The 26816-nt window shown below is 69.4% G+C and carries 26 protein-coding genes and 1 riboswitch; of the genes, 21 read left to right on the top strand and 5 right to left on the bottom strand.

What is annotated here, in order from left to right; translation table 11 throughout:
* Positions 1 to 148: 148 nt before the first annotated feature.
* Both WKC72_RS29395 and guaA read left to right on the top strand, forming a co-directional pair.
* Complete coding sequence (locus WKC72_RS29395; protein WP_037244806.1) at positions 149 to 1891, top strand: GMC oxidoreductase; 1743 nt, start codon at positions 149 to 151, stop codon at positions 1889 to 1891.
* 64 nt (positions 1892 to 1955) lie between these two features.
* Positions 1956 to 3527: a glutamine-hydrolyzing GMP synthase gene (gene guaA, locus WKC72_RS29390; protein ID WP_370180570.1), complete on the top strand. Its 1572-nt coding sequence runs from the start codon at positions 1956 to 1958 to the stop codon at positions 3525 to 3527.
* 60 nt (positions 3528 to 3587) lie between these two features.
* Here the strand turns inward: guaA and WKC72_RS29385 are convergent, their stop codons facing one another.
* Positions 3588 to 3815 (bottom strand): hypothetical protein, encoded by a 228-nt coding sequence (locus WKC72_RS29385; RefSeq protein WP_128639084.1) that lies wholly within the window; start codon positions 3813 to 3815, stop codon positions 3588 to 3590.
* Entirely contained in the window at positions 3808 to 5280 is a 1473-nt protein-coding gene (locus WKC72_RS29380) for a PspC domain-containing protein (RefSeq protein ID WP_370180569.1), read from the bottom strand. The genes WKC72_RS29385 and WKC72_RS29380 overlap by 8 nt, the downstream gene beginning before the upstream one ends.
* Positions 5281 to 5393: 113 nt before the next feature.
* Between WKC72_RS29380 and WKC72_RS29375 the strand changes: the two genes are divergently transcribed.
* The 6 genes from WKC72_RS29375 to WKC72_RS29350 all read left to right on the top strand — a co-directional run bounded on the left by WKC72_RS29375 (position 5394) and on the right by WKC72_RS29350 (position 9686).
* On the top strand, positions 5394 to 6731 hold the full coding sequence (locus tag WKC72_RS29375) for a PspC domain-containing protein (protein ID WP_370180568.1): 1338 nt from the start codon (positions 5394 to 5396) through the stop codon (positions 6729 to 6731).
* Positions 6732 to 6887: 156 nt separating this feature from the next.
* Entirely contained in the window at positions 6888 to 7391 is a 504-nt protein-coding gene (locus WKC72_RS29370; RefSeq protein WP_370180567.1) for a YbaB/EbfC family nucleoid-associated protein, read from the top strand.
* Positions 7388 to 7702: a WXG100 family type VII secretion target gene (locus WKC72_RS29365; RefSeq protein ID WP_370180566.1), complete on the top strand. Its 315-nt coding sequence runs from the start codon at positions 7388 to 7390 to the stop codon at positions 7700 to 7702. Before WKC72_RS29370 ends, WKC72_RS29365 begins: the two co-directional genes overlap by 4 nt.
* Positions 7702 to 8547, top strand: coding sequence for a hypothetical protein (locus tag WKC72_RS29360; RefSeq protein ID WP_370180565.1), 846 nt, complete (start codon positions 7702 to 7704; stop codon positions 8545 to 8547). Before WKC72_RS29365 ends, WKC72_RS29360 begins: the two co-directional genes overlap by 1 nt.
* Positions 8544 to 8987, top strand: coding sequence for an RDD family protein (locus WKC72_RS29355; protein WP_268790935.1), 444 nt, complete (start codon positions 8544 to 8546; stop codon positions 8985 to 8987). Before WKC72_RS29360 ends, WKC72_RS29355 begins: the two co-directional genes overlap by 4 nt.
* Positions 8988 to 9026: 39 nt before the next feature.
* Positions 9027 to 9686 (top strand): response regulator transcription factor, encoded by a 660-nt coding sequence (locus tag WKC72_RS29350; RefSeq protein WP_015889975.1) that lies wholly within the window; start codon positions 9027 to 9029, stop codon positions 9684 to 9686.
* 12 nt (positions 9687 to 9698) lie between these two features.
* On the opposite strand, the gene WKC72_RS29345 is transcribed toward WKC72_RS29350, so the two are convergent.
* A complete protein-coding gene (locus WKC72_RS29345; protein WP_037244821.1) occupies positions 9699 to 10910 on the bottom strand; it encodes a serine/threonine-protein kinase in 1212 nt (403 codons plus the stop codon).
* Positions 10911 to 11121: 211 nt separating this feature from the next.
* Here WKC72_RS29345 and WKC72_RS29340 point away from each other — a divergent pair, with 211 nt between their 5' ends.
* From WKC72_RS29340 to WKC72_RS29300, 9 genes are all read left to right on the top strand, one after another.
* On the top strand, positions 11122 to 11961 hold the full coding sequence (locus WKC72_RS29340; RefSeq protein ID WP_370184584.1) for a hypothetical protein: 840 nt from the start codon (positions 11122 to 11124) through the stop codon (positions 11959 to 11961).
* Positions 11958 to 13511, top strand: coding sequence for a DNA polymerase Y family protein (locus WKC72_RS29335; protein ID WP_037244826.1), 1554 nt, complete (start codon positions 11958 to 11960; stop codon positions 13509 to 13511). The genes WKC72_RS29340 and WKC72_RS29335 overlap by 4 nt, the downstream gene beginning before the upstream one ends.
* Positions 13504 to 14106, top strand: coding sequence for a dihydrofolate reductase family protein (locus WKC72_RS29330; protein ID WP_370180564.1), 603 nt, complete (start codon positions 13504 to 13506; stop codon positions 14104 to 14106). The genes WKC72_RS29335 and WKC72_RS29330 overlap by 8 nt, the downstream gene beginning before the upstream one ends.
* A gap of 145 nt (positions 14107 to 14251) precedes the next feature.
* On the top strand, positions 14252 to 14635 hold the full coding sequence (locus tag WKC72_RS29325) for a VOC family protein (protein ID WP_174233898.1): 384 nt from the start codon (positions 14252 to 14254) through the stop codon (positions 14633 to 14635).
* A 40-nt stretch (positions 14636 to 14675) separates the two neighbouring features.
* Positions 14676 to 15455, top strand: coding sequence for an alpha/beta fold hydrolase (locus tag WKC72_RS29320; protein ID WP_370180563.1), 780 nt, complete (start codon positions 14676 to 14678; stop codon positions 15453 to 15455).
* Positions 15456 to 15604: 149 nt separating this feature from the next.
* Positions 15605 to 16579, top strand: a complete 975-nt coding sequence (locus tag WKC72_RS29315; RefSeq protein WP_037244834.1) for a R2-like ligand-binding oxidase — start codon at positions 15605 to 15607, stop codon at positions 16577 to 16579.
* A 35-nt stretch (positions 16580 to 16614) separates the two neighbouring features.
* A complete protein-coding gene (locus tag WKC72_RS29310) occupies positions 16615 to 17127 on the top strand; it encodes a hypothetical protein (protein WP_037244836.1) in 513 nt (170 codons plus the stop codon).
* Positions 17128 to 17137: 10 nt separating this feature from the next.
* Positions 17138 to 17716 carry a YdeI family protein gene (locus WKC72_RS29305; RefSeq protein WP_037244838.1) on the top strand — a complete coding sequence of 193 codons (579 nt, stop codon included), beginning with the start codon at positions 17138 to 17140 and terminating at the stop codon, positions 17714 to 17716.
* 29 nt (positions 17717 to 17745) lie between these two features.
* Positions 17746 to 18624: a sucrase ferredoxin gene (locus tag WKC72_RS29300; RefSeq protein WP_128639074.1), complete on the top strand. Its 879-nt coding sequence runs from the start codon at positions 17746 to 17748 to the stop codon at positions 18622 to 18624.
* A gap of 5 nt (positions 18625 to 18629) precedes the next feature.
* Here the strand turns inward: WKC72_RS29300 and WKC72_RS29295 are convergent, their stop codons facing one another.
* Both WKC72_RS29295 and WKC72_RS29290 read right to left on the bottom strand, forming a co-directional pair.
* Positions 18630 to 20624: an SDR family oxidoreductase gene (locus WKC72_RS29295; protein ID WP_370180562.1), complete on the bottom strand. Its 1995-nt coding sequence runs from the start codon at positions 20622 to 20624 to the stop codon at positions 18630 to 18632.
* A 32-nt stretch (positions 20625 to 20656) separates the two neighbouring features.
* Positions 20657 to 22777: an MMPL family transporter gene (locus WKC72_RS29290; RefSeq protein ID WP_268790928.1), complete on the bottom strand. Its 2121-nt coding sequence runs from the start codon at positions 22775 to 22777 to the stop codon at positions 20657 to 20659.
* A gap of 100 nt (positions 22778 to 22877) precedes the next feature.
* Positions 22878 to 23012: riboswitch (cobalamin riboswitch) on the top strand.
* Between the two features lie 93 nt (positions 23013 to 23105).
* On the opposite strand from WKC72_RS29290, the gene WKC72_RS29285 reads away from it, so the two are divergent.
* Genes WKC72_RS29285 through WKC72_RS29270 form a run of 4 tightly spaced genes read left to right on the top strand, consistent with a single transcriptional unit; the run spans position 23106 to position 26698 of the window.
* The gene (locus tag WKC72_RS29285) at positions 23106 to 24101 is read left to right on the top strand and encodes an ABC transporter substrate-binding protein (protein WP_370180561.1); all 996 of its coding nucleotides are present in this window, start codon (positions 23106 to 23108) and stop codon (positions 24099 to 24101) included.
* Complete coding sequence (locus WKC72_RS29280; protein WP_037244851.1) at positions 24098 to 25186, top strand: iron ABC transporter permease; 1089 nt, start codon at positions 24098 to 24100, stop codon at positions 25184 to 25186. Before WKC72_RS29285 ends, WKC72_RS29280 begins: the two co-directional genes overlap by 4 nt.
* Complete coding sequence (locus WKC72_RS29275) at positions 25183 to 25959, top strand: ABC transporter ATP-binding protein (RefSeq protein WP_268790926.1); 777 nt, start codon at positions 25183 to 25185, stop codon at positions 25957 to 25959. The genes WKC72_RS29280 and WKC72_RS29275 overlap by 4 nt, the downstream gene beginning before the upstream one ends.
* Positions 25952 to 26698 carry a (2Fe-2S)-binding protein gene (locus tag WKC72_RS29270; RefSeq protein ID WP_370180560.1) on the top strand — a complete coding sequence of 249 codons (747 nt, stop codon included), beginning with the start codon at positions 25952 to 25954 and terminating at the stop codon, positions 26696 to 26698. Before WKC72_RS29275 ends, WKC72_RS29270 begins: the two co-directional genes overlap by 8 nt.
* Positions 26699 to 26816 lie beyond the last annotated feature (118 nt).

The following is a 26816-nucleotide window of genomic DNA, read 5'->3' as shown; positions in this document are numbered from 1 at the left end:
CTGGTGAGGCATCGGGCGACGTGCGTTTGCGGGTATCGCGACCGTTCCTGATACCTCTCGTTACAGTTAGGTGACCCTTGTGGCAGCTGTCACAGCCGAGGGGTGCATACTGGCGAGTAATAACTCAGGTTTCGTTGGAGGTCGAGTGATGAGCAAGCAGCGCGCAACGGAGTACGACGTCCTCATCGTCGGTTCCGGATTCGGTGGCAGTGTCACCGCACTCCGATTGGTCGAGAAGGGCTACAAGGTCGGCATCCTCGAGGCGGGCCGTCGCTACGCCGACGCGGATTTCGCGAAGACCAGCTGGGATCTCAAGAAGTTCCTGTGGGCGCCCGCTCTCGGTTTCTTCGGCATCCAGCGCGTCCACCTGCTGCGCGACTGCCTCATTCTCGCCGGCGCCGGGGTCGGTGGCGGTTCGCTCAACTACGCGAACACGCTCTACAAGCCGCCCGCCTCCTTCTTCCAGGACAAGCAGTGGTCGCACATCACCGACTGGCACGACGAGCTCACGCCGTACTACGAGCAGGCCCGCAAGATGCTGGGCGTGGTCCAGAACCCGCACATGACCCCCGCCGACGAAATCATCAAGTCGGTCGCGGAGGACATGGGGGTGGGCGACACGTTCATCCAGACCCCGGTCGGGGTCTTCTTCGGTGAGGCGGGCAAGACCGTGCCGGACCCGTACTTCGGCGGCGTCGGCCCCGACCGCACCGGGTGCATCGAATGCGGCGAATGCATGACCGGATGCCGGCACGGCGCCAAGAACACCCTGCTCAAGAACTACCTGGGTCTCGCGGAGAAGGCCGGCGCCGAGATCATCCCGATGACGACGGTCACCGGTCTGCGCGAGGCGTCCGACGGCACCTGGGACGTCTTCACCCGGCGCAGTGGGCCGCGGAGGAACCGGAACCGCACGACGTACACGGCCGCGAACGTCGTCCTGGCCGCCGGCACGTGGGGCACTCAGCATCTGCTGTTCGACCAGAAGGAGACGGGCGCGCTGCCGAAGATCTCCGACCGCCTGGGTGTGCTCACCCGCACCAACTCGGAGTCGATTCTCGGTGCCGCCAAGAACAAGGTGGACCCCGCGCTCGAGCTCACGAAGGGCGTCGCCATCACGTCGTCCTTCCACCCGACGTCCGACACGCACGTCGAGCCGGTGCGCTACGGCAAGGGGTCGAACTCGATGGCCCTGCTGCAGACGTTGCTGACCGACGGCGGCGGCCGGCGGTGGATGACGTTCCTCAAGGAGCTCGCGAAGGATCCGACGGCGCTGAAGGTCCTCACCCCGTACAAGTGGAGCGAGCGCACCATCATCGCGCTGGTGATGCAGAACCTCGACAACTCCATCACCACATACACGAAGAAGGGCCTGTTCGGTCGGCGCAAGGTCACCAGCAAGCAGGGCCACGGTCAGCCGAACCCCAGCTGGATCCCGGCGGGCAACGAGGCGACCCGCCGGATCGCGGAGAAGATCGACGGTCGCGCGGGCGGCACCTGGGGCGACGTGTTCAACATCCCGCTCACCGCACATTTCCTCGGCGGCTGCACGATCGCGTCGGAACCGTCGAAGGGCGTCATCGACCCGTACCACCGCGTGTGGGGTTACCCGACGCTGAGCGTGGTCGACGGTTCGGCCGTGTCCGCGAACCTGGGCGTCAACCCGTCACTGACGATCTCGGCGCAGGCCGAGCGTGCGGCCTCGCTGTGGCCCAACAAGGGCGAAGAGGACCTGCGTCCGGCGCAGGGGGAGGGATACCAACGCCTGAACCCGGTCGCGCCGATTGCACCGGTCGTCCCGGAAGGAGCGCCCGCAGCGCTCGTGCTGCCGATCGTCGAGATCCGCAACAGCTCTGCGGTGCCCGACGCGCAGAAGCACGGCGTTGCATAGCGCCCGAGAGGGCCGGGTCGTGGGGTCGCGCAGACCACAGAGCTGCGCCGATTAGACTGACCCGGTGGCAGATATCGAGCAACAGAGACCGGTCCTCGTCGTCGACTTCGGCGCGCAGTACGCGCAGCTGATCGCCCGGCGGGTGCGTGAGGCCAAGGTCTACTCCGAGGTGGTCCCGCACACCGCGACCGTCGAGGAGATCGCGGCCAAGAATCCCGTCGCCGTGGTGCTGTCGGGTGGGCCGTCGAGCGTCTACGCCGACGGGGCGCCCCAGCTCGATCCGGCACTGTTCGACCTGGACATTCCGGTGTTCGGCATCTGCTACGGATTCCAGGCCATGGCCGGCGCACTCGGCGGCACGGTGGCACACACCGGCACCCGTGAGTACGGCCGCACCGACCTGAAGGTGCAGGGCGGTCTGCTGCACGAGGGGCTGCCGTCCAGCCAGCCCGTCTGGATGAGCCACGGCGACGCGGTCACCGAGGCCCCGGCCGGCTTCGAGGTGACGGCCACGAGCGAGGGCGCACCCGTCGCCGCGTTCGAGGACCGGGCCCGCAAGCTCGCCGGTGTGCAGTACCACCCGGAGGTGCTGCACTCGCCGCACGGCCAGCAGGTGCTCAGCCGGTTCCTCCACGAGATCGCCGGCATTCCTCCCGCATGGACGGCCGCGAACATCGCCGACGCCCTCGTCGAGCAGGTTCGCGAGCAGGTCGGCGACGGCAGGGCGATCTGCGGACTCTCCGGCGGTGTCGACTCCGCTGTCGCGGCGGCGCTCGTGCAGCGTGCCATCGGCGACAACCTGACGTGTGTGTTCGTCGACCACGGATTGATGCGTGCGGGCGAGCGGGCCCAGGTCGAACAGGATTTCGTTGCCGCCACCGGCGCCAAGTTGATCACGGTCGACGCCGCCGACACCTTCATCGGTGAGCTGGCCGGTGTCTCCGACCCGGAGACCAAGCGCAAGATCATCGGCCGCGAGTTCATCCGCAGCTTCGAGGGCGCGGTCAGCGATGTGCTGGGCGAGAACGCCGCGCACGGCGACACGGTCGAATTCCTCGTGCAGGGCACGCTGTACCCGGACGTCGTGGAATCCGGCGGCGGCACCGGCACGGCCAACATCAAGAGCCACCACAATGTCGGCGGGCTGCCGGAAGACCTGCAGTTCACGCTCGTGGAACCGCTCCGCCTGCTGTTCAAGGACGAGGTCCGGGCGGTGGGGCGCGAGCTGGGTCTGCCCGAGGAAATCGTGGGACGCCAGCCGTTCCCCGGTCCCGGGTTGGGCATCCGCATCATCGGCGAGGTCACGCAGGACCGGCTCGACATCCTGCGTCACGCGGATTCCATTGCGCGCGAAGAGCTGACGGCCGCCGGGCTCGACGGTCAGATCTGGCAGTGCCCCGTGGTGCTGCTCGCCGACGTCCGCAGCGTCGGCGTGCAGGGTGACGGACGCACCTACGGCCACCCGATCGTGCTCCGCCCGGTGTCCAGCGAGGACGCGATGACCGCGGACTGGACGCGACTGCCCTACGACGTTCTCGAGCGGATCTCCACCCGGATCACCAACGAGGTGCACGACGTCAACCGTGTCGTGCTGGACATCACGAGCAAGCCGCCGGGCACCATCGAGTGGGAGTGACGCACTGTGCGCGGTGAGCGAGTCCTCGGACTCGCTCACCGCGCACGTGCGCTTGCGCCTCTACTTCCGCCGGTTCGGTGCGAACACGAGCACCACGCCGACCAGCACCGCGACCAGCACGAACAGCCAGCGGAACTCGACGTTCGCGAGCGGTTCCAGCGAGAACGGCCCCGCGAGTGCCCAGCCGCTCACCAGGAGCGCTGCCAATCCTGCGAGGAGCAGTAGAAGCGACGGGCGTTTCCGCGTCCGGGTCTGCTCGCTGTCCTGGGTGTCGTCGATGTCATCCACGGCGCACCTCCACACTTCCGAATCGAACATCGGCATTGAGGGTCAGAACGGGACCGTCGGTGCCGTCGACGCCACCGTCGAGACCGTCCCGGAGGCACTGCGCGTCGCCGAACTGGGCGGTGCAGTGGTTCTCGACATTCATGCCGGGCGGCAGGAGCACTACGACCTCACCGAACTGCCCGCTGACGTCGACCGTCTTGTCCTCGGTGAGAGTGACGTTTCGGAGGTCGAGCGTGAAGCTGCCGAATCCACCGGAGTACGCGGGTTCGATGGCGGCCGCTGTCGCCGGGTTCCAGGTCCGATCGCCCATGTTCTCGCTGTTCAGGTCGAGTGAACCGACGAGCGAAGCGAGGATCACGAAACCGGCCAGCGGGCCGGCGACGACGAGTAGACCGTAGCCCTTGCGCAGGAATCCGCCGATCAGCAACCCCACTCCGATGACGGTCAGCGCGACGGCGCCGATGCGACCGGGGTTCAACCAGTCGGATCCGGTGGCGACCGACAACGCCGTCGCTGCCGCGGCCGCGAGGATCGCCAACCCGATCACCATGGTGGTCAGACGGGAGTGGGTCCGCTCCGGTTGCACTGCGGGAGAGGTGGTCCTGGCCGGTTCGGGCAGGTCCCACGCGAACGGGGCGACGCCGAGCGGGTCCCACGCCGGCGGTCGCGGTTCGAGCGGCGCGAACGGGGCCGAGGGTGCGTCGACCTGCGGACCGGGCGTCGGGGTCTTCTCGAACGACACCGGATCGGATTGGGCGGCAGCAGTTTCGGGCTTCAGTGCCTCGGTGGGCGCGTCGGCCGGCTTCTCGTCCGAGGTGGGGGGCGTGCTCGGGATGTAGGAGTCGGGGAGCTTCGTGTACGGACCGTACGCACCCGGACCGTAGGCGCTCGGACCGTACGTGCCCGGGCCGAACGGGTTGGCGCCGAACTGACCCGGCGAGAAACTCGTCCCGGGATAGCCGGTCCCGACACCCGGGGCAACGGCTCCGGCGGGCAACGGTGGAGGTATCGGCTGCCGCTGGTACAGCAGCCACAGCCCGCCGAGCATCAGCGCCATGCTGATCAGCCCGGAGCCGCCGAGGCCCACACCGAAGGGGCCGACGGTGCTCAGCGCGATGGCCAGTGCGACGAGAAGGACGATGGTCTTGGTGCCCGAGTCGGAGCTGTGACCGCGTCCCACCAGCGACTCCGCGGGGGAGGCGGGGTCGCCCGACTTCGTGAGGGCGAGCCAGCACGCCAGGTAGAGGAGCACACCGGCGCCACCGAAAATGGTGGACACGACGAAGGCGACTCGTATCAGTACGGGATCGACGCCGTAGCGGTAGCCGATTCCCGCACAGACACCGGCGACGTGACCACGGCCCGGTAACCGCACCGGCCGGGTCCGCCACAGATCCTGTATCTGCTCTTGGAAGCTCCCATTGCTCATACGACCATCGTTCCGGTCGGCGCGGCGCGCGTACATCGGGAACTACCCTGATCTTTCCGGCCGGGGTGGGCCGGAACGCCTACCGAAGTCAGGGTTGGACCCTGATGCCGCGGCCAGGGGATCGTGCCAGTATCGAAGATGTGCAACCTGTGTCGAACACATCCGCGGTCGGCGCCCAGTACGCGGGTGCCGTGACCGCGCCTGTCCCGCCCGGCGGTATCCCCCTGCCGCGGCTCGAACGCCGGACCGGTGGACGCATCGTCGGCGGCGTCGCGGGTGGTATCGCCGATCAGCTGGGCGTCGACGTGATGAAGGTGCGGGTCGCGTTCGCCTGTCTCGCCGCGCTCGCCGGCGCGGGCATCGTCGGCTACGGACTGTTGTGGATCTTCACGGCCGCAGGTTCGGACACCGAGAAGCCCAGTGCGTCCGAGCGGCGGAGAGCGTACGGGCTGATCGCGATCGGCCTGGCCGGTGCGTCCGCGTTGTCGTGGTTGTTCAGTGGCCGCGTCGGTTCGGTGATCGCACCGATCATCGTGGTGGCGGTCGGCGCGGCCCTGGTGTGGCGCGAATTCGATTCGGAGGGGCCGCGCACCGTCATCGGGCTGCCGCAGCGTCCCACCGTCCTCACCTGGGCGCGGGTCCTCGGTGGCGTGACGTTGATCGTGTCGGGTCTCGGTGTGGTGATCCTCGCGCAGGTCGACTTCGCTGCGCTGCGTTCGTCGTTGCTGGCCGTGGTGGTCACCCTGGTCGGCGCCGGGCTGCTGACCGTGCCCCTGTGGCTACGACTGTGGCGCGCGCTGGGCGCGGAGCGTGCGGCCAGGATCCGCAACGACGAGCGTGAGGAGATCGCGTCGCACCTGCACGATTCCGTTCTGCAGACCCTGGCGCTGATCCAGAAGCAGGCCGACCATCCTCAGGAGGTCGCGCGGCTGGCCCGGGGGCAGGAACGGGAACTGCGGAAGTGGTTGTTCGGTGGGGGAGACACCGACCATTCGAGCCTTGCGGAGGCGTTGCGGATCATCGCGGGCGAGGTCGAGGACCATCACGGCGTCACGGTGCGACCGGTGACGGTCGGCGATGTGGCACTCGACGTCGAGGGCACGGGCGAGGGTCTGTCGAAGGAGAGTTTCACGGCGGTGCTCGGCGCGACGCGGGAGGCTCTGGTCAACGCGGCCAAGCATTCCGGGGAGACGGACATCAACCTGTTCGCCGAGGCCGAGCGCGAACAGGTCAGTGTGTTCGTCCGGGACCGCGGCGTCGGGTTCGACGTCGACGAAGTGTCCCCGGACCGTCAGGGGCTGGCGAAGTCGATCCGTGGACGGATCGAGCGGCGAGGCGGGCACGTCGACGTGCGGTCGGCACCCGGCAAGGGCACCGAGGTGCGAATCCACATGCCGCGGAACGGCCGGACGTGGGCGACAGCGGGCGCCGCCGGGGACTCGGACACCGCCGGCGTCGAGGACGTGCCGTTCAGTCAGGGTGCGTGAGCACCACTTTCGACGTGGCGGGCGCCATGGTGCGCGCCGTCTGCTCGCATGCTGTCCCATTGAGGGGGTAATGTTCGCCGGCGACACGACTGTGGGGGTCGTGTGGTCGCATCGTGCTGCGGCGGGGTGGGACGCCAGATGTCAAGGGGGGATTTCATGTTCGACCGTGAGGGTCTGCGCGTGCGCGAGCGCGAGCTGCAGGATCAGATCGATTCGATGCTGGCCACGCTCGACCGGCAGACGCAGGTTCTGCATGCCGCTCAGCAGCAGGTGGCGCAGCTGCGGGTGAGTGCGGCGTCGGCCGACGGACTGGTGCAGGTGGTGGTGAACTCGGTGGGCGGCGTGGTGGACGTGCGCCTCGCACCGGACGCGTTCCGGCGGTCCACCCCCGAGTCGCTGGGACGTGCGATGACCGAAGCCGCCCGGCGTGCGGGCGAGGCCGCGCACACCGAGTCGATGCGCATCATGGGATCGATCGTGTCCGCGACCGAGACCCTGCCGGATCTGCCGGACCTCGTGCCCGGCGCTCCGAGCCTGCGGGACTTCCTCCCGCGCCTCGAACCCGGCGTCGATGCCGTGCCGGCCGATCGGGACCCGGACCCGGATGATCCCGACGACGCGCGGTGGAATCGGCCGGTCCTGCGGGACGGGTGGCAGTGAGCGCGCAGCTGTGGGTGGACCCGGCGCATCTGCGCAGCGTCGCGCCCCGATTCGACGCATTGTCGCAGCGGATGGCAGAGGCCGCCGCCACACTGCACTCGACCCTCGAGGCCGAGGGGGAGTGCTGGGGCGGCGACGAGACCGGGACGACGTTCGCGAACGGGTATCTGCCGTCCGCGGAGGTCGCCGAGCATTCGCTGGGGTTCGCCGTCGGGGCGCTGGCCGCGCTCGGGACCGAGCTGAGGAGCACCGCCGACTCGTTCGACGACACCGACCGCGGGACCGCATCCAGCCTCGCCGGGCTGTTCTGATGGGCATCGAGGTTCCGGGCGGTGTCCGGTGGCTGGCAGAGAAAGTGGTCGGGGCGGACTGGCCCGACGCGGACGAAACGGCGATGGAGCGGCTCGGGCAAGGGTGGAAGGACGCCGGCGCCTCGCTCGACGACATCGTCGAGGAGGCCGACGCCGCGATGCGGTCGGCGATGTCCGGAGTCGATGGTGACGTCGACACCGCGATGGCGGAGCACTGGGCGCGCATCGGTGCGGACGGGGCGCTCCGCGAGTTGTCGGGGTTGCTCCACGAACTCGGCGACACCCTCGACTGGTCGGCCGACGACATCCGGGTCGCGAAACTGTCGATCATCGCGGCCCTGGTGGCGCTGGCGGCCGAACTCGTGGCCGTGGCCGTGGCCAGCGCGATGACGTTCGGTGCGGCGAGTCCCGCCGCGTTCGCGGCGGAAGCGGCCACACAGGTCACCGTCCGGATGATCATCCGGCAGCTGATCACCTCCATCCTCACCCGGGCCGCGTCGGGTGCAGCGGCCGGCGCCGGGATCCAGGCGGGCCTCGAGGCCGCGTTTCAGAAATATGAGGTGCACGTGGGCCGGCGCGACAGTATGGACTGGGGCAACGTCGCCGAGGCGGGCGGCAAAGGTGCGGTTCAGGGAGGCGTGAAGGGGGCGGTCAACGGTGCGTTCGGGCTGACGTTCACCGACCCTCGCTCTCAGTTCGGGGGCATGCTCGGCTCCTACGTGCAGGAGGAGACGGTCGGCACACCGCGGGTCACCGAGGCCGTAGCCGGCGAGGTGCTGGACCGGACCGGACTCGATGACGACGCCCGGCGGGCCCGCGACGAGATCGACGGGTGGCTGCCGTGAACGGAGTCGAGAGCCTGTGGCGAGTCCGGCCCGCCGGTCACCTACGGCGCGGTGTCGCCCTGGTGCTGGACCTCGCGTTGCACGCGCTTGTCGCGGCCGTGGTCGGTGTCATCGTCTACGTCGTGCAGACCGCCGGACAGTCGGTGCCGCCGAATGCGGCCGAGGGGACGGCGGGGTTCGCCGTGATACCGGCGTGGCTCGTGTTCTCGTTCGTCCACCGGACCGCGATTCAGGCGCGATTCCATGCGACGTTCGGCAAATGGATGACGGGTCTCTGCGTCGTGCGGCCGGAGGACGGAACGTGGCCGAACTTCGGATATCTGGTGAAGGCCTGGTTCCGAAGTGCCGTCGCCGCCGTCCAATCGGATACCCCCGAGGACGGGGAAGACGGGATGCCGGCGGTGGTGCGGCGACGGAGTGAATCATTCGACACGCTCTAGAGTGGGGTGACACTACCGCCCACGCGAGGAACAGCTGCAGTGACTTTGCCTGAAACACCCCCGTACCGTGTCTTTCTCGTCGATGACCATGCCGTGTTCCGGTCCGGTGTCCGCGCCGAACTCGGCAGGGAAGCGGACATGGAGGTGGTGGGCGAGGCGGGCGGTGTCGCAGAGGCGGTGTCCGGCATCAACGCCACGTCACCGCACGTCGTGCTGCTCGACGTCCACATGCCCGACGGCGGCGGTGTCGCGGTGCTGCGGGGCATCGAGTCGGGTCCGGTGTGCCTGGCGCTGAGTGTGTCCGACGCCGCCGAGGACGTGATCGCCGTGATCCGCGCGGGCGCCCGCGGGTACGTCACCAAGACGATCTCGGGCGCGGAACTGGCCGACGGCGTGCGCCGGGTCGCCGGCGGTGACGCCGTGTTCAGCCCGAGGCTCGCGGGATTCGTGCTGGACTCCTTCACCGGACGTTCCAATGCTCCTGAGCCGCAGTTGGATCCGGAGCTGGATTCGCTGACGCCGCGGGAACTGGAGGTGCTGAGGCTGCTCGCGCGCGGCTACACGTACCGGGAGATCGCCGAGGAACTGGTGATCTCGGTGAAGACCGTCGAAACGCATGCGTCGAACGTGCTGCGGAAGACGCAGCAGTCCAACCGGAATGCGCTCACGAGGTGGGCGCACCGACGGCGGATCGACTGACCTCCCGGGGTGTCAGGGCTGGGCGAGGAGGACGATCACGGCCACGAGCACGGCCAGGATCAGGATCGCGACCATGACACCCATGGCGATCGGCGCCCACGCCACCACCTGATCGCGGACAGTGGGCGCCGGCGAACCGGGGGCGGGCTTCGTCGGGCGCGGAGGCCACTGCAACCGGCCGAGCGGACGGGGCACGTTCTTCAACGGTGTGCTCTGATGCACAGCGGGCAGCCCGGCCTGGGTGGAACTCACCAGTTTGCTGCGCCGGCGTGAGTCGGGCAGCGGCGTCGAGCGCTGTGCCCACGCCGGGATGGTGCCGTCTGCGGAATAGACGGGCGAGCCGACGAGGTGCGCGACGTTCCCGTCCCCGGCCATGGCCACCCGGGCGAGGGCGTCGCGGGCCTCGGCCATCGTCGGACGACGCGCCGGGTCGGGCTCGAGCAGGTGCAGCAGCGTGTCGGTGAGCGGCCCGGCCTTACTGGGACGGTAGATCTCGGCCTTCGCGACCCGGTGCAGGAGTGCGATGGAATCGGAGTCGATCCCGAACGGCGGCTGGCCCTCGACGACGGTGTACAGCGTGGAACCGAGCGAGAAGACGTCGCTGGCCTCGGTGGGGTCCTGGCCGCGGGCGACCTCGGGGGAGAAGTACGCGGGTGTGCCGGTGATGACCCCGTTCGTGGTGTCGGCGGAGTCGCCCTTGGCGCGGGCGATGCCGAAGTCGCTGATCTTGACGGTGCCGAGTTCCCGGCCGCGGTCGGCGACGAGAATGTTGCCCGGCTTGATGTCCCGGTGCACGATCCCGGCGGCGTGCGCGGCGGTGAGCGCGTCGGCCACCTGCGCGCCGATCTGCGCGACCTCGAGTGGGGGCAGTGTGTCGGCGATGTTCATCGCCTGGGCGAGGCTGCGGGACGGCAGGTACTCCATGACCAGCCAGGGCTCGCCGGCCTCGAGTGCCACGTCGTACATCGCGATGGAATGGCTGTGGGCGAGTTTGGCGGCGTTGCGCCCTTCCCGCATGGTGCGTTCGCGGACACGGCGGGCCTCGTCGGGGTCGAGCCCGGCCGTCGTGGTGACCTGTTTGATGGCGACGTCGCGGTGCAGCAGGGTGTCCCGTGCGAGCCAGACCGCGCCCATTCCACCGCCGCCCAGTTTGGACCGCAGGCGGTATCTTCCGGCCACCAGGTATTCGGGTCCGATGCCCCTTTCGCTCTGCTCCTGCTCCATCACGCGTTCAGGTTAGAGGATTGTGCGGACACGGGATGCGCGACGGTCCTGACCTGGCCGTTCGGGGTCCACTTGACGGGCCTCCACCGACCGGCTTTACTTGAAATGAGTTCGAAAATACGTTCGAACAAAGCGTCTGTTCGAGCCGCGTCTTCCCCGTGGTTGCCGACCGCTGTTGGTGCCGAGTGTCAGGGGTGTCGAGTTGGCTGAAGTGGCCGGCGAGCCGGGGTTTCCGGTGCCAGGGTCTCCCGAGTTGTCCGGGCTGTCCCGGCAGGAGCGTCTGGACTACCTCCGGCGACGGATGGCCGCAGTCCCCGCGCGCGGGGAATCGGTGGCGGGCCGCGCCCCGGTGGAGAGTGCGGTCCCCACGACGGGCACTTCCGCAGCACCCGATTCCCGTGCTGCCGGGGTACTCCCGGTTCCGGCTGCGCTGGCCGAACTCCTTCCCCGTGGCGGGCTGGTGCGCGGTTCGGTGGTGTCGGTGTCGGGTGCCACCTCGCTCCTGCTGGGGTTGGTCGCGTCCGTGACCGCGGGCGGCGGACACGTCGCGGTGATCGGGCATCCCCGGCTCGGGGTGCTGGCAGCGGTCGAGATGGGGGCGCAACTGGAACGGCTGGCCCTGATCCCCGACCCGGGTGCCGATCCGGTGGAGATCGCCGCGGTGCTGCTGGACGGAATGGATCTGGTGGTGCTCGGACTGGGAGGGGCGTCGGTGGCGCCGTCCCGGGCGCGTGCGGTGGTGGCCCGGGCCCGGAGCAAGGGGTCGACCCTGGTCGTCACGGACGGGCACTGGGACGGCGCGGAGATGCGGCTGGAAGCCCAGGTGCACGGATACGCCGGACTGGGCAACGGATCTCAGGACCGGGGCTGCGGGCGGTTGCGTTCCCTCAGCCTGGCGGTGTGCGCCCGGGGGCGGTCGTTCCAGCCGCGCACCACCCGGCTGGACGTGCGGTCGGCGCAGGGCCGGGTGGAATGGGTGAGTACCCCGGAATCGGTGGTGCCGCTCGAGAATGCCCCGTTCCCTGCGCCGGTGGAGGTGGTGGGTCTGTGAGCCGGGTGCTGGCGTTGTGGTGCCCCGACTGGCCCGCCGTCGCGGCGGCGGCTGCCGCGGACCTCCCGCCGACTCATCCGGTGGCGGTGACGTCGGGGAATCGGGTGATCGCCTGCTCGGCACCGGCCCGCGCGGACGGGGTGCGCAGAGGTCTGCGCCGCCGCGAGTCCCAGGCCCGGTGCCCTCGGTTGCACGTGGTGACAGCCGATCCCGACCGCGACGCGCGGCTGTTCGAGCCGGTCGCCTCGGCCGTCGACGCGGTGGCACCCGGTGTCGAGGTGCTGCGGCCCGGTCTCGTGGTGCTGTCCGCTCGCGGTGTCGCCCGGTACTTCGGTTCGGAGGAAGCCGCCGCGGAACGGTTGGTGGATCAGGTGTCGGCGGTGGGGGTGGAGTGTCAGGTCGGCATCGCCGATCAGCTGTCCACGGCCGTGATCGCCGCGCGCAGAGCAACTCTCGTGCCACCCGGTGAGGGGGCGGCCTTCCTGGCGCCGCTCCCGATGCGGGAACTGGCCGCGGAGCCGAGCCTTGCGGCACCCCACCGCGGTGAGCTGGTCGATCTGCTGCACCGGCTGGGGTTGCGCACGATCGGCAGTTTCGCCGGGCTGTCGGCGGGCGATGTGGCCTCGCGGTTCGGAACCGATGCGGTGCTGGCACATCGGGCCGCGCGGGGTGAACCGGAGCGTCCGCCGTCGGGGCGGTCCCTGCCTCCCGACCTGGAGGTCGAGGAACGGTGCGATCCCGTCATCGAACGGGTCGACGCCGCCGCCTTCGCCGGGCGTGCGCTGGCGGAGAAGCTTCATCGCACACTGTCGGACGCCGCGGTGGCCTGCACCCGGCTGTCGATCTCGGCGAGCACCGGCAACGGTGAGCAACTGTCCCGGATCTGGAGGTGTGCGGAACCGTTGACCCCGGAGGCGACGGCGGACCGGGTGCGGTGGCAGCTGGACGGGTGGCTGACCGGGCGCAGCGAGAAGCGGCCCACCGCCGGTATCGCCGTCCTGCGGCTCGAACCGGTGGAAGTGGTGGCGGCAGGCGCCCTGCAGCTGGGGCTGTGGGGTGGGGTCGGCGACCAGGACGAGCGGGCTCGGCGGGCGCTGGTGCGAGTGCAGGGTCTGCTCGGCGGGGAAGCCGTGCAGGTGGGGGTCCTCAGCGGTGGGCGGGGCCCGGCGGAGCGCATCACGTTGCTGCCGTTGGGTGACGAGTTGATTCCGCGCAACGATCCGTCGGAGCCGTGGCCGGGCACGTTGCCGGAACCGGCGCCTGCCGCGGTGCTGACCGCGTATCCGGAGGTGTGGATGTCGGACGAGCGGGGTATGGCTGTGACGGTCACGGAACGTGGTGTGTTCAGCGCGCCTCCCGCGCGGTTGCGGTGGGGGAGCCGAGAGTGGGCGGTGTGCGGATGGGCCGGACCGTGGCCGGTGGACGAGCGGTGGTGGGACCCTCCGGCCGCCCGGACGGCGGCCCGGGCCCAGGTGCTGCTGGAAGAGTCGCGGGCGCTGCTGGTGATCTGCACGGCAGGCCGCTGGGCGGTGGAGGGAATCTATGAGTGACACAGAGCGGGACGCATCGCATCGCAGGGTCGTCGTCCAGGAATTGACGAGCCTCGACGGGTTCGTCGCCGGGCGGTCCGGCGAGCTGGACTTCTTCGATGCGGTGCCGGATTACGGTGAGGTGGACCGGTACAACCTCCATCTGCTCGCCGACACGGACCTCGTCCTGCTGGGGCGCAGGACGTACCAGATGTTCTCGGACTACTGGCCCACCGAACAGGCTCGGGGTGAGGTCGTGGCCGAGACCGTCAACTCGATCCCGAAACTCGTGTTCTCCTCGACGCTGGACAGTGCCCCGTGGGGGGATCGGGAGCCGGCGCAGCTGTGGCCGGGCGACGCCGTCGAGCGCGTGGAGCAACTCCGGCAGGAGCCGGGTGGCGACATGATCGTCTGGGGGAGCATCACCCTCGCGCGGGCACTGCTCGCCGCCGAACGGGTCGACGAAATCCAGTTGCACGTGGTGCCGATCCTGCTGGGGCACGGACGCAGGCTCCTCGACGAGGACACCGGGATGCATGCGCTGACGTTGCTGGAGTCGAAGGGGTACGACTCCGGGGTCGTCACGCTGCGTTATCGGGTGGGGCGGGCGGCGTAACCCGCCCAGACGATCTGCCTTGCGAACCGGCCGTTCGAAATGCTTTGCTGTGCAGAGGGTCGCGTGCCGGTGGCGGACAGCGTCAGGCATGGAGGCCCGCCACAGCCGCACCGTCGGTTCGTGGCATACCTCGAAAGGGTCGACTGTGACCATTTCTTTCAACCACACGATCGTCGCCGCCAAGAACAAGCAGGAGTCGGCGTCCTTCTTCACCACGTTGTTCGGACTGCCGGACGCCGTGCCTGCCGGCCATTTCCTGGCGGTCGCCCTCGAGAACGGGGTCTCTCTCGACTTCGCGGAACCGCCGATCGAATTCCAGCCGCAGCACTACGCGTTCCTCGTCGGAGAGGACGACTTCGACCGGATCTACGGTCTGATCGTCGAGTGGGGTCTCGATCACTGGGCGGATCCGCGGCAGACGCTGCCGGGCACCATCAACACCAACGACGGTGGGCGGGGCGTCTACTTCCTCGACCCGTCCGGTCACTATCTGGAGATCATCACCCGCCCGTACGGGTCGGGCCGGTAGTCCGCGGCCGGGGTGTCCGTACTCGCTAGTCTGGATTCTCGTGGAGACGAGCAGGACTACCCCGACGCGCGCCGGTATCGAGATCGCCTACCGAGACAGTGGCGAGTCCTCGGGGTCGTTGGACGTCCATCCCGTGCCGGTGGTTCTGGTGCACGGGATGGGCGGTGACGGCGGCACCTGGGACCGCTTCGCCCGCGCACTCGTCGCCCGCGGGCGACGCGTCCTCGTCCTGGACCTGCGGGGGCACGGTCGCAGTGCCCGCGCCACGTCGTATCTGTTCGAGGAGTTCGGCGCGGACGTGGTGGAGGTGTGCGACAACCTCGGGCTGACGCGGGTGGATCTCGTCGGGCATTCGCTCGGTGGTCATGCGGCGTCGCTCGCGGCCCAGGCCTCTCCCGGGCTGGTTCGCCGGCTGGTGATCGAGGAGGCACCGCTCCCGTTGCGTCCCGGTGACCCGGAACAGGTCTTCGCGAATCGGCTGCCGTCGCTGCCGGAGCTGTGGCACGCGACGACGAGCCTGATCCGGCATCCGCGGGCGGCGTTCGCCTTCGATCGGTCGATGACGGGTTCGGCGCTCGAGCAGTTCCGCCGCCCGGATCCGTTGTGGTGGGACAGATTGCCGGACATCGAGGCCGACACGCTCATCCTGCGGGGTGGTCCGGGCGGAATGGTGGATCCGCGCAGACTCGAGTCCGCGGTGGCGGCGATACAGAACTGCCGGGTGGTGGTGTTCCGCAGCGGGCACAGCATTCACCGCGACCGCTACGACGACTTCGCGGCGGCGGTCCTGCCGTTCCTGATGAAGCCCGAGACGAGCTGACAAAAAGTCCGAAAATGTAAACCGTGACGGCTTCGGCAGGACTAGCGTGGGAACCGAAGCGGGGGCTCGGAACGAGACGGTAGTCACGAGCGACCCGAAGCTGCGGGGCGTCCGACGACGTCTTCCGCACGTCCGGAAGAAGGCCAACGATGTCGACACTCACGCCCGGACGCCCCTACGCGCCCGGCAGGCAAGGGTTCAGCTCGCTCCGCGCGGGGGGCCTCAACTGGGACGCGTTCCCGTTGCGGCTGTTCACGAAGGGTAACGCCAAGTTCTGGAACCCCACGGACCTCGACTTCAGCCGGGACGCGGAGGACTGGGAGGGACTGAATTCGGAGCAGCAGCGCAACTCCACGTATCTGGTCGCACAGTTCATCGCCGGTGAGGAAGCGGTCACCGAGGACATCCAGCCGTTCATGAAGGCGATGGCCGCCGAGGGGCGCTTCGGGGACGAGATGTACCTGACGCAGTTCTGTTTCGAGGAGGCCAAGCACACCCAGGTGTTCCGGTTGTGGATGGACGCGGTGGGCCTCACACGAGACCTGCACCCCTTCGTCGCCGAGAACCCGTACTACCGGCAGTTGTTCTACGAGGAGCTGCCCGGATCGCTGAAGGTGCTCGAGACCGATCCCAGCCCGGCCAATCAGGTGCGGGCCAGCGTCACCTACAACCACGTCATCGAGGGCAGTCTCGCGCTCACCGGGTACTACGCGTGGCAGAAGGTGTGCACGACGCGCGGGATCCTGCCGGGCATGCAGGAACTGGTCCGCAGGATCGGCGACGACGAACGACGCCACATGGCGTGGGGAACGTTCACCTGTCGCCGGCACGTCGCCGCCGACGACAGCAACTGGGGTGTCGTCCAGGAGCGGATGGCGGAGCTGATGCCGATGGCACTGGGCATGATCGACTGGGTCAACAAGCAATTCGAGGTCCAGCCGTACGGGCTCGACGACCAGGAGTTCATCGCGTACGCCGCAGACCGGGCGCAGCGCCGGCTGGGGGCGATCGAGTCGGCGCGCGGACGCCCGGTCGAGGAGATCGATCTGGATTACTCACCCGAGGCCCTCGAGGAGAAGTTCGGCGAGGAGGATGCCAAGGCGATGTCGGAGGCCGCGGGCTGAGGCACGCGGTGCGGTGGGAATGGCAGGATCGGCTCATGGCGCTCACCGCACTCGACCGCAGACTCCTCGGCTGGTCCGCAGCATTCGTGATCTCGCAGGCGAACATCGTCCGGCTCCTCGGCCCGGTGGCACCCCGGCTCGCCGACATCCAGACGGCCCGGTCCGCCCGGTCCTACACGGCGATCCTCGACGGAATGACCGACGCCGAGACGGCGCGCTATCGCAGCCACTACTACCCGGACTTCGTCCATCCCGTGATCTACGCGGTCGCGCTGCGCACGGGCGCACGACGTCTGGCGGAGCTGACACCGCTGTCGCCGAGAACGCAGAAGGTGCTGGCGGCGGCCCCGGTGATCTCCGCGGCGGGCGACTACGCCGAGAATGTCGTCGGGCTGTATCTGCTGTCTCATCGCGAGCACATCACCGACGCGACCGTGCGGACCACCAGTGCGGTCAGCGTCACCAAATGGGTGCTGGCGCTCGGGGCGCTCGGATATCTTTCCCAGGGATTCGTCCGGGTCTGGGCGGGAAGACTGTTCTCCCGCTAGATTCGGGCACATGTGTGCTGCCGAGCTGAGCGTCGAGTACTTCGCCGGACAGGCCGAGTTCCGGGAATGGCTCGGCGCTCATCACGACTCCTCACCCGGCATCTGGCTGAAGATGGCCAAGAAGGGGTCGGCGCATTCGTCGATCAACTACGACCAGGCTCTCGAGGTCGCGCTGTGCTACGGCTGGATCGACAGCCAGGTCCGCCGCGTCGACGACGACTTCTTCGTGCAGCGGTTCACCCCACGCTCGTCACGAAGCCCGTGGTCGAAGCGGAACCGGGAGTTCGCGGAGAAACTGGCCGAGGCCGGTCTCCTCGAGCCCGCGGGCGCGGCGGAGGTGGAGCGGGCGAGGGCCGACGGTCGCTGGGACCGCGCGTATGCAGGACAGAAGGCGGCGCAGATACCGCAGGACTTCCTGGACGCCCTCGCGCAGAACCCCGAGGCCGAGGCCTTCTACGCGACACTCGACAGCCACAACCGGTACGCCGTCTACTACCGTCTGCAGGACGCCACCCGCCCGGAGACGCGTGCCCGCCGTATCGAGAAGTTCGTCCAGCAGTTGTCGGAGCGCAGGAAGTTCCATGACTGACCGATTTTCGCGACTGACACAATGACACCGTGCCTGACACGATCACCGCCACCTGCTCCGCTCTGTCCGCGACCGACGAACCCCTCGCGGGCACCGCTGCGCACGTCACGGGCTGGGTGTGCCTGGAGTTCCCCGGTGCGTGGGGCCGGGACGTGCTCGACGGCACCGCCCTCGGACCGGACCTGGCCCGTGAGCTCGACGCCCGCGCCGACGCCGCCGGGGTGCGGGTCATGTTCATCCGCCGGCCGGGCCGCAGCACCGCGGCCCCGGATCGGCGGACGGTGCTGCTGGCGCAGTCGCATCCCGCGCGGTCGTGGTGCGAGCGGCTCGAGATCGCCTACCCGGAAGACCTGCTCGACCTGGACCTCGGACTGATCGCGGGAACCGCACCCGGTCTCGGCACGCCGGTGACGGACCCGGTCGTCCTCGTCTGCGCGCACGGGAAGAGGGACCAGTGCTGCGCCGTCCTCGGACGGCCGGTCGCGGCGGGCCTGGCCGCGGAGTTCGGCGACGCGGTGTGGGAGTGCTCGCACACGGGTGGGCATCGGTTCGCGCCCTCGCTGATCCTGCTGCCGACGGGGTACACCTACGGCCGGCTGTCGGCGCAGGAGAGTGTCGACGCGGTCCGCGCCGCCGCCCGGGGCGAGGTGTACCCGACCGGGCTGCGCGGCCGCAGTTGCTGGGATGCGCCGGGGCAGGTGGCGGAACTCGCCGTCCGGGATCTCGTGGACGCGGGCGCGGACGAACTCACGGTGGACGCGAACTCGGTTGTCGCGCATCGTGACGGGCGCCGCTGGGTGGTCGACCTGGAGGAGCGGGAACTGCCGCCCCGGCCGGCGAGTTGCGGGGCGGCGCCGAAGCCGGTGCGACCGGTCGTCGCCACCGGAGTTCGCGCCCTCGCCCCCTGAGGCGGTCACCAGTGGGTGCCGGGCACCAGCCTTCCGACCTTCCGGGCGGCGCGGCCGAGCACCGACGACGTGTGGTGGCGGGGTTCCGGCGTGGGCTGAGGCGCCGGGGCCGCGTCGTCCGTGCTCTGCCCCTTCGCCGCCGGGGAATCGGGGAACATGCGATACATCTGGTGCATCACGCGATCCTTGACGGCGGGTGCGAAGACGTGGCCGAGTTCCCCGAGCGTGCCGGTCGGGACGTCGATGCGCTTGGGCCGTTCGATGAGCGCCCGGACGACCATTGCGGCCGCCTTCTCCGGGGAGGTGATCGGTCCGACGTTGTACCGCCCGGTGGGCGCGATCATCGGCGTCTCGACCAGTGGCATGTGGATGGTGGTGAACGTGATTCCGTCCGAGAGGGTTTCGGACGCCGCGACGTCGGTGAAGCCGTCGAGGGCCGACTTGCTGGCGACGTAGGCGGCGAACCGCGGCGTCGCGCCCTGGACCCCGGCGCTGCTGATGTTGACGATGTGCCCGAATCGCCGCTCGCGCATCTGCGGGAGGAAGGCGAGGACGAGCCGGACCGCGCCGAAATAGTTGACGGCCATGGTCCGCTCGAAATCGTGCATCCGGTCCGTCGAGTGGTACAGGCCCCGACGGATCGACCGGCCGGCGTTGTTGACGAGCATGTCGACGTGATCATGTTCGGCGAGAACGGCTTTGACGGTGTGCTCGACCGACTCGTCGTCGGTGATGTCGCAGGGGTAGCCGTAGGCCTCGCCGCCCGTCGCGCGGATCTCGGCCACCACGGCGTCGAGTTCCTCGGTGCGCCGGGCGAGGAGAATCACCTTCGCCCCCTTGCGGGCCGTCGCGATCGCGGAACTCCGGCCGATGCCGGACGACGCCCCGGTGATCACCACGTGCCTGCCCACGAGCGGTCCGGCGGGATGGGGCCGGCGCGCCCGATCCGGATCGAGGTTCTCGCGCCAGTACGACCACAGCCTGTCGGCGTACGACGCGAACCGCGGGACGTCGATGCCTGTGCCGCGCAGCGCCTCCCGCGTGTCGTCGTTCACGAACACCGTGGGCAGGGTCATGTTCTCGACGAGCACCGGAGGGATGCCGAGGGCGCTCAGCACCACCTTGCGGCCCGTGTCGAGGGCCGAGTCGGGGGTGGGAGTGAGGAAGGGGCGAACCAGGCCGCCGGGCAGGTCGGCTGCGGCATGCGGAGCGCCGGCGGCCTCGGCGAGCGCGGCGTAGATCTCGCGGACCGGCTGGGGACGCGGATTGACGAGATGGAACGTCTGGCCGTCCCGTCCCGGCGCCGACATCAACTCCACGATGGCCGCCGCCACGTAGTCGACGGGTACGACGTTGGTCGATCCGATCCGGGGGACGGCCACGGGCAGGGCCGAGGGGAGTTTCGCGAGCGCCGCGACGGCGGGGAAGAGGTAGTACGGGCCGTCGATCTTGTCCATCTCGCCCGTGACCGAACTGCCGACCACCGCGGAGGGGCGGTAGATGCGCCACCGCAGGCCCTCGGCGTCCCGGACCAGCCTCTCTGCCTCGAATTTGGTGCGGTGATACGGGGTGGGGAATCCCTGCCCGAGATCGAAATCGGTTTCCCTGAACGGACCCTCGTGATCCCCCGCGACGGCGATGGACGAGACGTGGTGCAGAGTCGCATCGAGTTCCCGTGCCAGCGCGATCACCGAGCGGGTGCCGTCGACGTTCGTGGTGGCCTGTTCGTCGCCCGCCGTGAGGTCGTAGATCGCTCCGAGGTGCACGACGTGATCGGCCGCCGGCGCAGAGGTGATTCCGAGGCCGGGCTCGGTCAGGTCGCCGATCAGCGGATGCACCCGCTCGCCGCCGGGCATGCCGTCCATGAGCGCCTCCCACCGCGCGACGGACGCGCGCCGGACGAGGACGTGGATCTCGGCTGATGCGTCGCGGTCGAGGATCAGGGGCAGCACGTGCCGACCCAGGAATCCGGTCCCGCCGGTGACGAGGTAGGTGGCCATGACCCGAACTTACTCCAAAGTAAGATAATGCACTAGTGGCCGAGACCCACCTTGGCGTGCACCTTCTTCATCCAGGCCGGAGCCCACCAGTTGGCCTCGCCCATCAGCTTCACGAGGGACGGAACGAGGAGCATGCGGACCACCGTCGCGTCGACGAGGAGCGCGACGATCATGCCCACACCGAGGAACCTCATGATCGACAGACCGGAGATGGTGAACGCTCCGGTCACCACCACGAGCAGCAGCGCCGCGGCCGTCACGATGCGGCCCGTGCGCTCGGTGCCGAAGCGCACCGCCTCCTCCGTGGTCGCGCCCGCCTCGTGCGCCTCGACCATGCGTGACATCAGGAACACCTCGTAGTCGGTCGACAGGCCGAAGACCACGGCGAGGATGAGGACCACGAACGTCGCCTCGAGCGGTGCCGGACTGACCCCGAGCAGACTCGCGCCGTGACCCAGCTCGAAGATCCACGTGAGCACACCGAACGTGGCGGCGAGGCTCAACCCCGCCATCGCGACCGCCTTGATCGGCAGCACCACCGAGCCGAACGCCAGGAACAGCAGCACGAGCGTCGAACCCACCATGATGGCGATCATGACCGGCATCCAGTGCACGATCGCGGCGTTGCCGTCGTCGACGGTCGCCTGACCGCCGCCGACGAGGAGTTCGGTTCCCTCGGGCGGCGAGATGGCACGGAGACCGTCCACCGCGGCGCTCTGGTCGTCGGTGGTGACTCCCTCGGCGTAGACGGCCTGGACCGCGACCAGTTCGTTGCCGGACGCGACGACGGTGGCGGCCCCGATGCCCTCCACCCGGCCCGCGGCCTGGGCGACCGCGGCGCCGTCGGCGGCCGTGGGGGCGCTGCCGTCGGTGCCCCGGAGAATGAGGGTGGCGCCGTTTCCGGTGGTGGGAAATTCGGTGGTGAGCGTGTCGGTGGCGATGCGGGCAGGATCGTTCTCCGGCAGCGCCGTGTACGTGACCTCGCCGAGTGACGCGCTGAGCAGTGGCGACGCGAGGACCATCAACCCCGCGACGATGCCGACCGCGATGGCGACCGGCCGGCGCATCACCCAGGTGACGACGGAGCCCCAGAACGTGCGGGCGCGAACCTCCCCGCGCTGCGCCGCATCCTTGCGCCAGGTCAGCGCGTTGATGCGATGACCAAGGATCGCGAGCAGCGCCGGGACCGCGGTGAGCGACAGCAGGGCCGCGCTCGCGACCGCGGCCATCGCACCGAACCCGAGCGATTTGATCACGTCCTGCGGAAACACGAGCATGCCCGAGAACGCGCACACGAGAAGCAGACCGGAGAACAACACGGTGCGACCTGCGGTCAGGACGGTGCGCCGGGTCGCCTCGGCGACGTCTGCGCCGGACTCGAGTTCCTCGCGGAAACGTCCGACGATGAACAGGCCGTAGTCGATCGCGAGCCCGAGGCCGAGTAGGGACGCCACGTTGATCGCGAACGAACTGACGTCGGTGAACAGGGTCAGCAGGCGCAGGGTGGCCAGGGCGCTGAAGATCGAGAGCAGCCCGACGAACACCGGAACGGCGGCGGCCACCAGCCCGCCGAAGATGAAGACCAGCAACACGAGAGTGATCGGGAGCGCGATCGCCTCGGCCAGCACCAGGTCCTGTTGCAGCCGGTTGTTGAACGCCACACCCACCACCGAATTGCCCGCGAACTCGGTGTCGATGCCCTCCACCGCGAGCTTCGGCAGCAGGTCGTCGAACGTGGCGGCGGTGATTCCGGCGTCCGGGTCGACGGTGATCGCGGCGGACGCCTTGGTGCCGTCCTCCGACACCATCAGCTGCTTCCTGGCCGCGTCCGCGGTCCAGTAGGACGTCACCGAATACGTCGGCACCTCGGCGGCGAACCGGTCGAGGCTCGCGGTGACCTCGGGGCCGATGTCGTCCAGGGTCTTTCCGTCGGGTGCGGTGTAGATGGCGATGATGTCGGGTGTCTGCGGACCCAGGTTGTCCTGGACGATCCGGGCCACCTCGGCGGATTCGCTACCGGGATCGGTGAACCCGCCCGAGCTGAGTTTCGCGAAGACACCGGTGCCCCACGCGCCGCTCACCAGGACGGCGACGACGGCGAGGCTCAGGACCCACCATTTGCGTGAAACAACGGTCGAGGCCCAACGTGTCATGCGTCATCTCCGGCGTGTCTGGGGCGGGCAGCTGCGACTGCCGACTGTAGTGCGGATCGGGGTGTCACCGACGGGGGTGTGATGCGGCTCCCGGCAAATCGTGCATACTCGGCATCGCACTTGCAGCCACACGCACGGGGGAAGCCGGTCCGAATCCGGCGCTGACCCGCAACGGTAGGCCACCAGATCCTTTCGGTGGCGAGCCCGATTACCCGGCGTGGGGTGTGCGACATCCTTTTCGTCGTGGTCTACGAAGCGGAGTCCTGCAGGCGCCGAACAGGCGTCTGCTGACTTCTCATTCGTGGCTCTGAGCCGCAATGAGGTTTACATGCACGGTCAGTTGTTCAGAAGTACCGGTCTGGTCACGCTCGCGGTGGCCGCGCTGCTGGTCGCCGGTTGTTCGCGCGGGGAGTCCGTGGGGCAGACCGCTTCCGCCGAATCCTTCGCCGAGCCGGTGTCCGTCACCAACTGCGATCGAACGGAGACGTTCGACGCCCCGCCGCAGCGCATCGTCAGCATGAACGATCACGTCACCGAGGTGCTGATCGAGATGGGGGCCGGCGACCGCATCGTCGGCACGGGGTACGGCGACGCGACCCCGCTGCCGGAGTTCGCGGACGCCTTCGCGAAGATCCCGAAACTCGCGAAGGAATACCCGACCCGGGAACAGATCCTCGACCTCGACCCCGACCTGGTGGTCGGCGGAATGCGGAGCGCGTTCGACGAGAAGGCGGGGCGGTCGCGCGAATCCCTCGGCGACCAGGGCATTCCCACCTTCCTGTTCTCCGAGTACTGCGGGCAGGGATTCCCCGACATCGGTCTGCTGCGCAGCGACTACACGCAGCTCGGCGAGATCCTCGGAGTCCCCGACGAGGCGCGGGCGATCACCGACCGGGTGACGTCCGGACTGCGGGCCGTGCGCGACGAGATCGCCGGCACCGCCCCGGTTCCCACGTTCTTCTACGATTCCGGCGAGGACGTCCCGCTGACGATCGGCGGGGTGGGAGTCGGCCAGCTCATCGCGGACCACGCGGGTGCGGCCAACCTCTTCGCCGAGGGGGAGAAGCCGTATTCGAAGTCCACCTGGGAGATCATCGGTGAACGCGCCCCGGAGGCGATCGTCGTCCTCGACTACGGCACGACGAGTGCGCAGGCGAAGATCGACTTCCTGAAGTCGCACCCGATCATGTCGACGACGCCCGCGGTGAAGGCAGGCCGGTTCGTGGTGGTCCCGCTCGACGACTTCTTCGAGAGCCCGCGCCTGGTGCGGTCGGTGGAGACGATCGCGCGGGCACTGCATCCGGACGTCGTCGGCGCGCGATGACCGTCACCGCAGAACGCGCGGCGCCAGCGGTGCAGGCGCCGCACCCGGCCCGCGCACGCCTCGGTTTCGCGGGCCTGATGGTGCTGCTCGCGCTGACGACTCTGTTCGTCGTCGGACTCGCGGTGTCGTTCGGTTCGGTGCGCATCCCGGTCGGCGACGTCTGGGCGATCGTCGCGCACCGGCTGGCCCCCGGTGCATTCGAGTCCTGGTGGTCGCAGGCGCGGGAATCGATCGTCCTCGACTCCCGGCTGCCGCGGGCGCTGACCGCGGCGGCTGTCGGGGCGGCGCTGGCCCTGGCCGGCGCCGTGGCACAGGCGGTGACGCGCAATCCACTGGCCGATCCCTACCTGCTCGGTGTGTCCTCGGGGGCGGGTTTCGGCGTGGTGGTGGTGACGGTGCTCGGGCTCGGGGTGGGAGCGCTCGGCGCGTTCACCATTCCCGTCGCGGCGTTCCTGGGCGCGCTGGTGCCGCTGTTCCTGTCGCTGGCGATCGGCGGACGGTATCCGCAGCCGACGGCGGTCATCCTCGTGGGTGTCGCGTCGGCGCAGGTGTTCTCGGCTCTCATCACCTTCTCGATCCTGGTCGTCGCCGACGAGCATCAACTGAGTTCGGTGATGCACTGGCTGGCGGGCGGATTCGGCGACTCGCGCTGGTCGACGGCGATCTTCCCGGCCGTGGCTCTCGGGACAGTCGGGGCGGCGATGATGCTGAGCGCGAGCCGTATCGACCTGCTGCAGGCGGGTGACGACGGCGCCGCCGCCCTCGGCATGAACGTGCGGCGCTTCCGCGTGCTGCAGTTGCTCGGGGTGTCGATGCTGGCCGGGGCCGCGGTGTCCGTCGCCGGCGGCATCGGCTTCATCGGCCTGCTGGTGCCGCACCTGGCCGGGTACGTCGTGGGCGCCCGGGCGGTCAGGCTGCTGCCCGTCGCCGCATTCCTCGGCGCGATCGCGATGGTCGCGGCGGACACGGCCGCGCGGTCGGTCGCGCGGAGCATCGAGGTCCCGGTGGGCGTCGTCACCGCGCTCGTGGGAGCGCCGATCTTCGTGTGGATGCTCTACCGGCAGTATCGGAGGGCCGAGCAGTGACCGCGCTGAGTCTGCAACGGGTCCGCGCCGAACTCGGGGCGCGGGAAGTGCTGCACGGCGTCGACTTCTCCGTTCGTCCCGGGGAGGTGCTGGCGTTGGTCGGGCCCAACGGTTCCGGCAAGACCACCGCGCTGCGCTGCTGCTACCGCGCGCTCACCCCGACCGGGGGCGCCGTCGTCGTCGACGGAACGGACGCAGCCGATCTGGGCCGGCGGGAACTGGCCCGCACCATCGGGGCGAGCACCCAGGAACCGCGGGTGTCCGCGGGACTGACCGTGCGCGAATCCGTTTCGCTCGGACGCGTTCCGCATCGGGGCTGGTTCGAACGGGCGAACGGCGCCGACGGCGAGATCGTCGAGACGTGCGTACGTCAGGTGGGGTTGGCCGAACTCGCGGGTCGCGACGTCCAGGCGCTGTCGGGCGGGGAGCGTCAGCGGGTGTCGATCGCCCGGGCGCTCGCGCAGCAGCCGAGGGTCCTGCTGCTCGACGAACCCACCAACCACCTCGATCTGCGGCATCAGCTGACGGTGATGACCCTGCTGCGTGACCTCGCGTGCGACGGTCTCGCGATCGTCGTGACGATGCACGACCTCCGGCTGGCCGTCGAGTACTGCGACACGCTGGCCGTGATGCACGATGGACGGGTGATCAGCACCGGTCCGCCCGCCGACGTGCTGGACGACGCCGTGCTCGGCGGGGTGTTCGGCATCCGCGCCGTCGTGCGGTCGACGCCGCGCCTGTCGATGGAGATCCTGGGGTTGGCCGATGGATGAGCAACTACGGCGTGCGTACGAGCTGACCGCCCGCCGCGTCCCGATGATCGCCGACCAGATCGCGCTGCAACCCGGCGCCACCTCGTTCCCGGGCGTGCGCCTGACCGATCCCGGCTGGCTCGCGGACCGGGTCGCGGACACGGCGACGCGGTGGGGCAGCGACGATCCCCGGGTCAACGGCACCCTGTGGTGGTACTCGGCCAGCTCGACACTGACCGGGATTCCGATCGCGACCGCGCTCGTCACGGGTGTCGCCGCCCGGCCGAGGCTCGGCGACGCCGTGGCATTCCTGCGGGACGACGGGTATCTCGGCGGTCTCACCGCGTCGTCGGCGCTGCCGGTCACCGGGGGGCTCTCCGAGCTGGCGTCCGAGATGGCCGCGGCGCTGACGCCGATCATCGACGCTCTCGCCGCGGCGTCCGGGGTGCGGCAGGCCGCGATGTGGGCGATCACGACGGATTCGATCGCCAACCGGGCACTCGACGCGGGAGCGGCGTGCGGCGATCGCGCACGCGGCAGCATCTTCGCCCGGGGGCTGGTGGACGCACTCCGCCGCGTCGGTGTGGTGATGCCGGACCCGCGGTTCGTCGACGTCCGGGCCGGGTCACTGTCACGCCGGTTCACGCAGCGGGCGTCGTGCTGCCTGATCTACGAGACCCCCGGGTCGGGCAAATGCGTGAGCTGCCCGAGGAGGCCGGCCGAGGACCGTCTGAGAGGTCTGGCCGCGCTCGTGACGTGAGTCCGGGTGGCCCCGCGTTGACCGGTCCGTGCGTGTGATGGCAGACTGAAAGTGTTCGAACTCCCGTTCGAATGATGCGTCTTCCCCAGCGGCATCTTCCATGGTTTCGGCACGGCAC

The sequence above is a fragment of the Rhodococcus wratislaviensis genome, assembly GCF_041228765.1.
GTDB lineage: Bacteria > Actinomycetota > Actinomycetes > Mycobacteriales > Mycobacteriaceae > Rhodococcus_F > Rhodococcus_F wratislaviensis.
The sequence above is the reverse complement of the archived record's forward strand: the minus strand, read 5'-3'. Positions and strand labels throughout refer to the sequence as shown.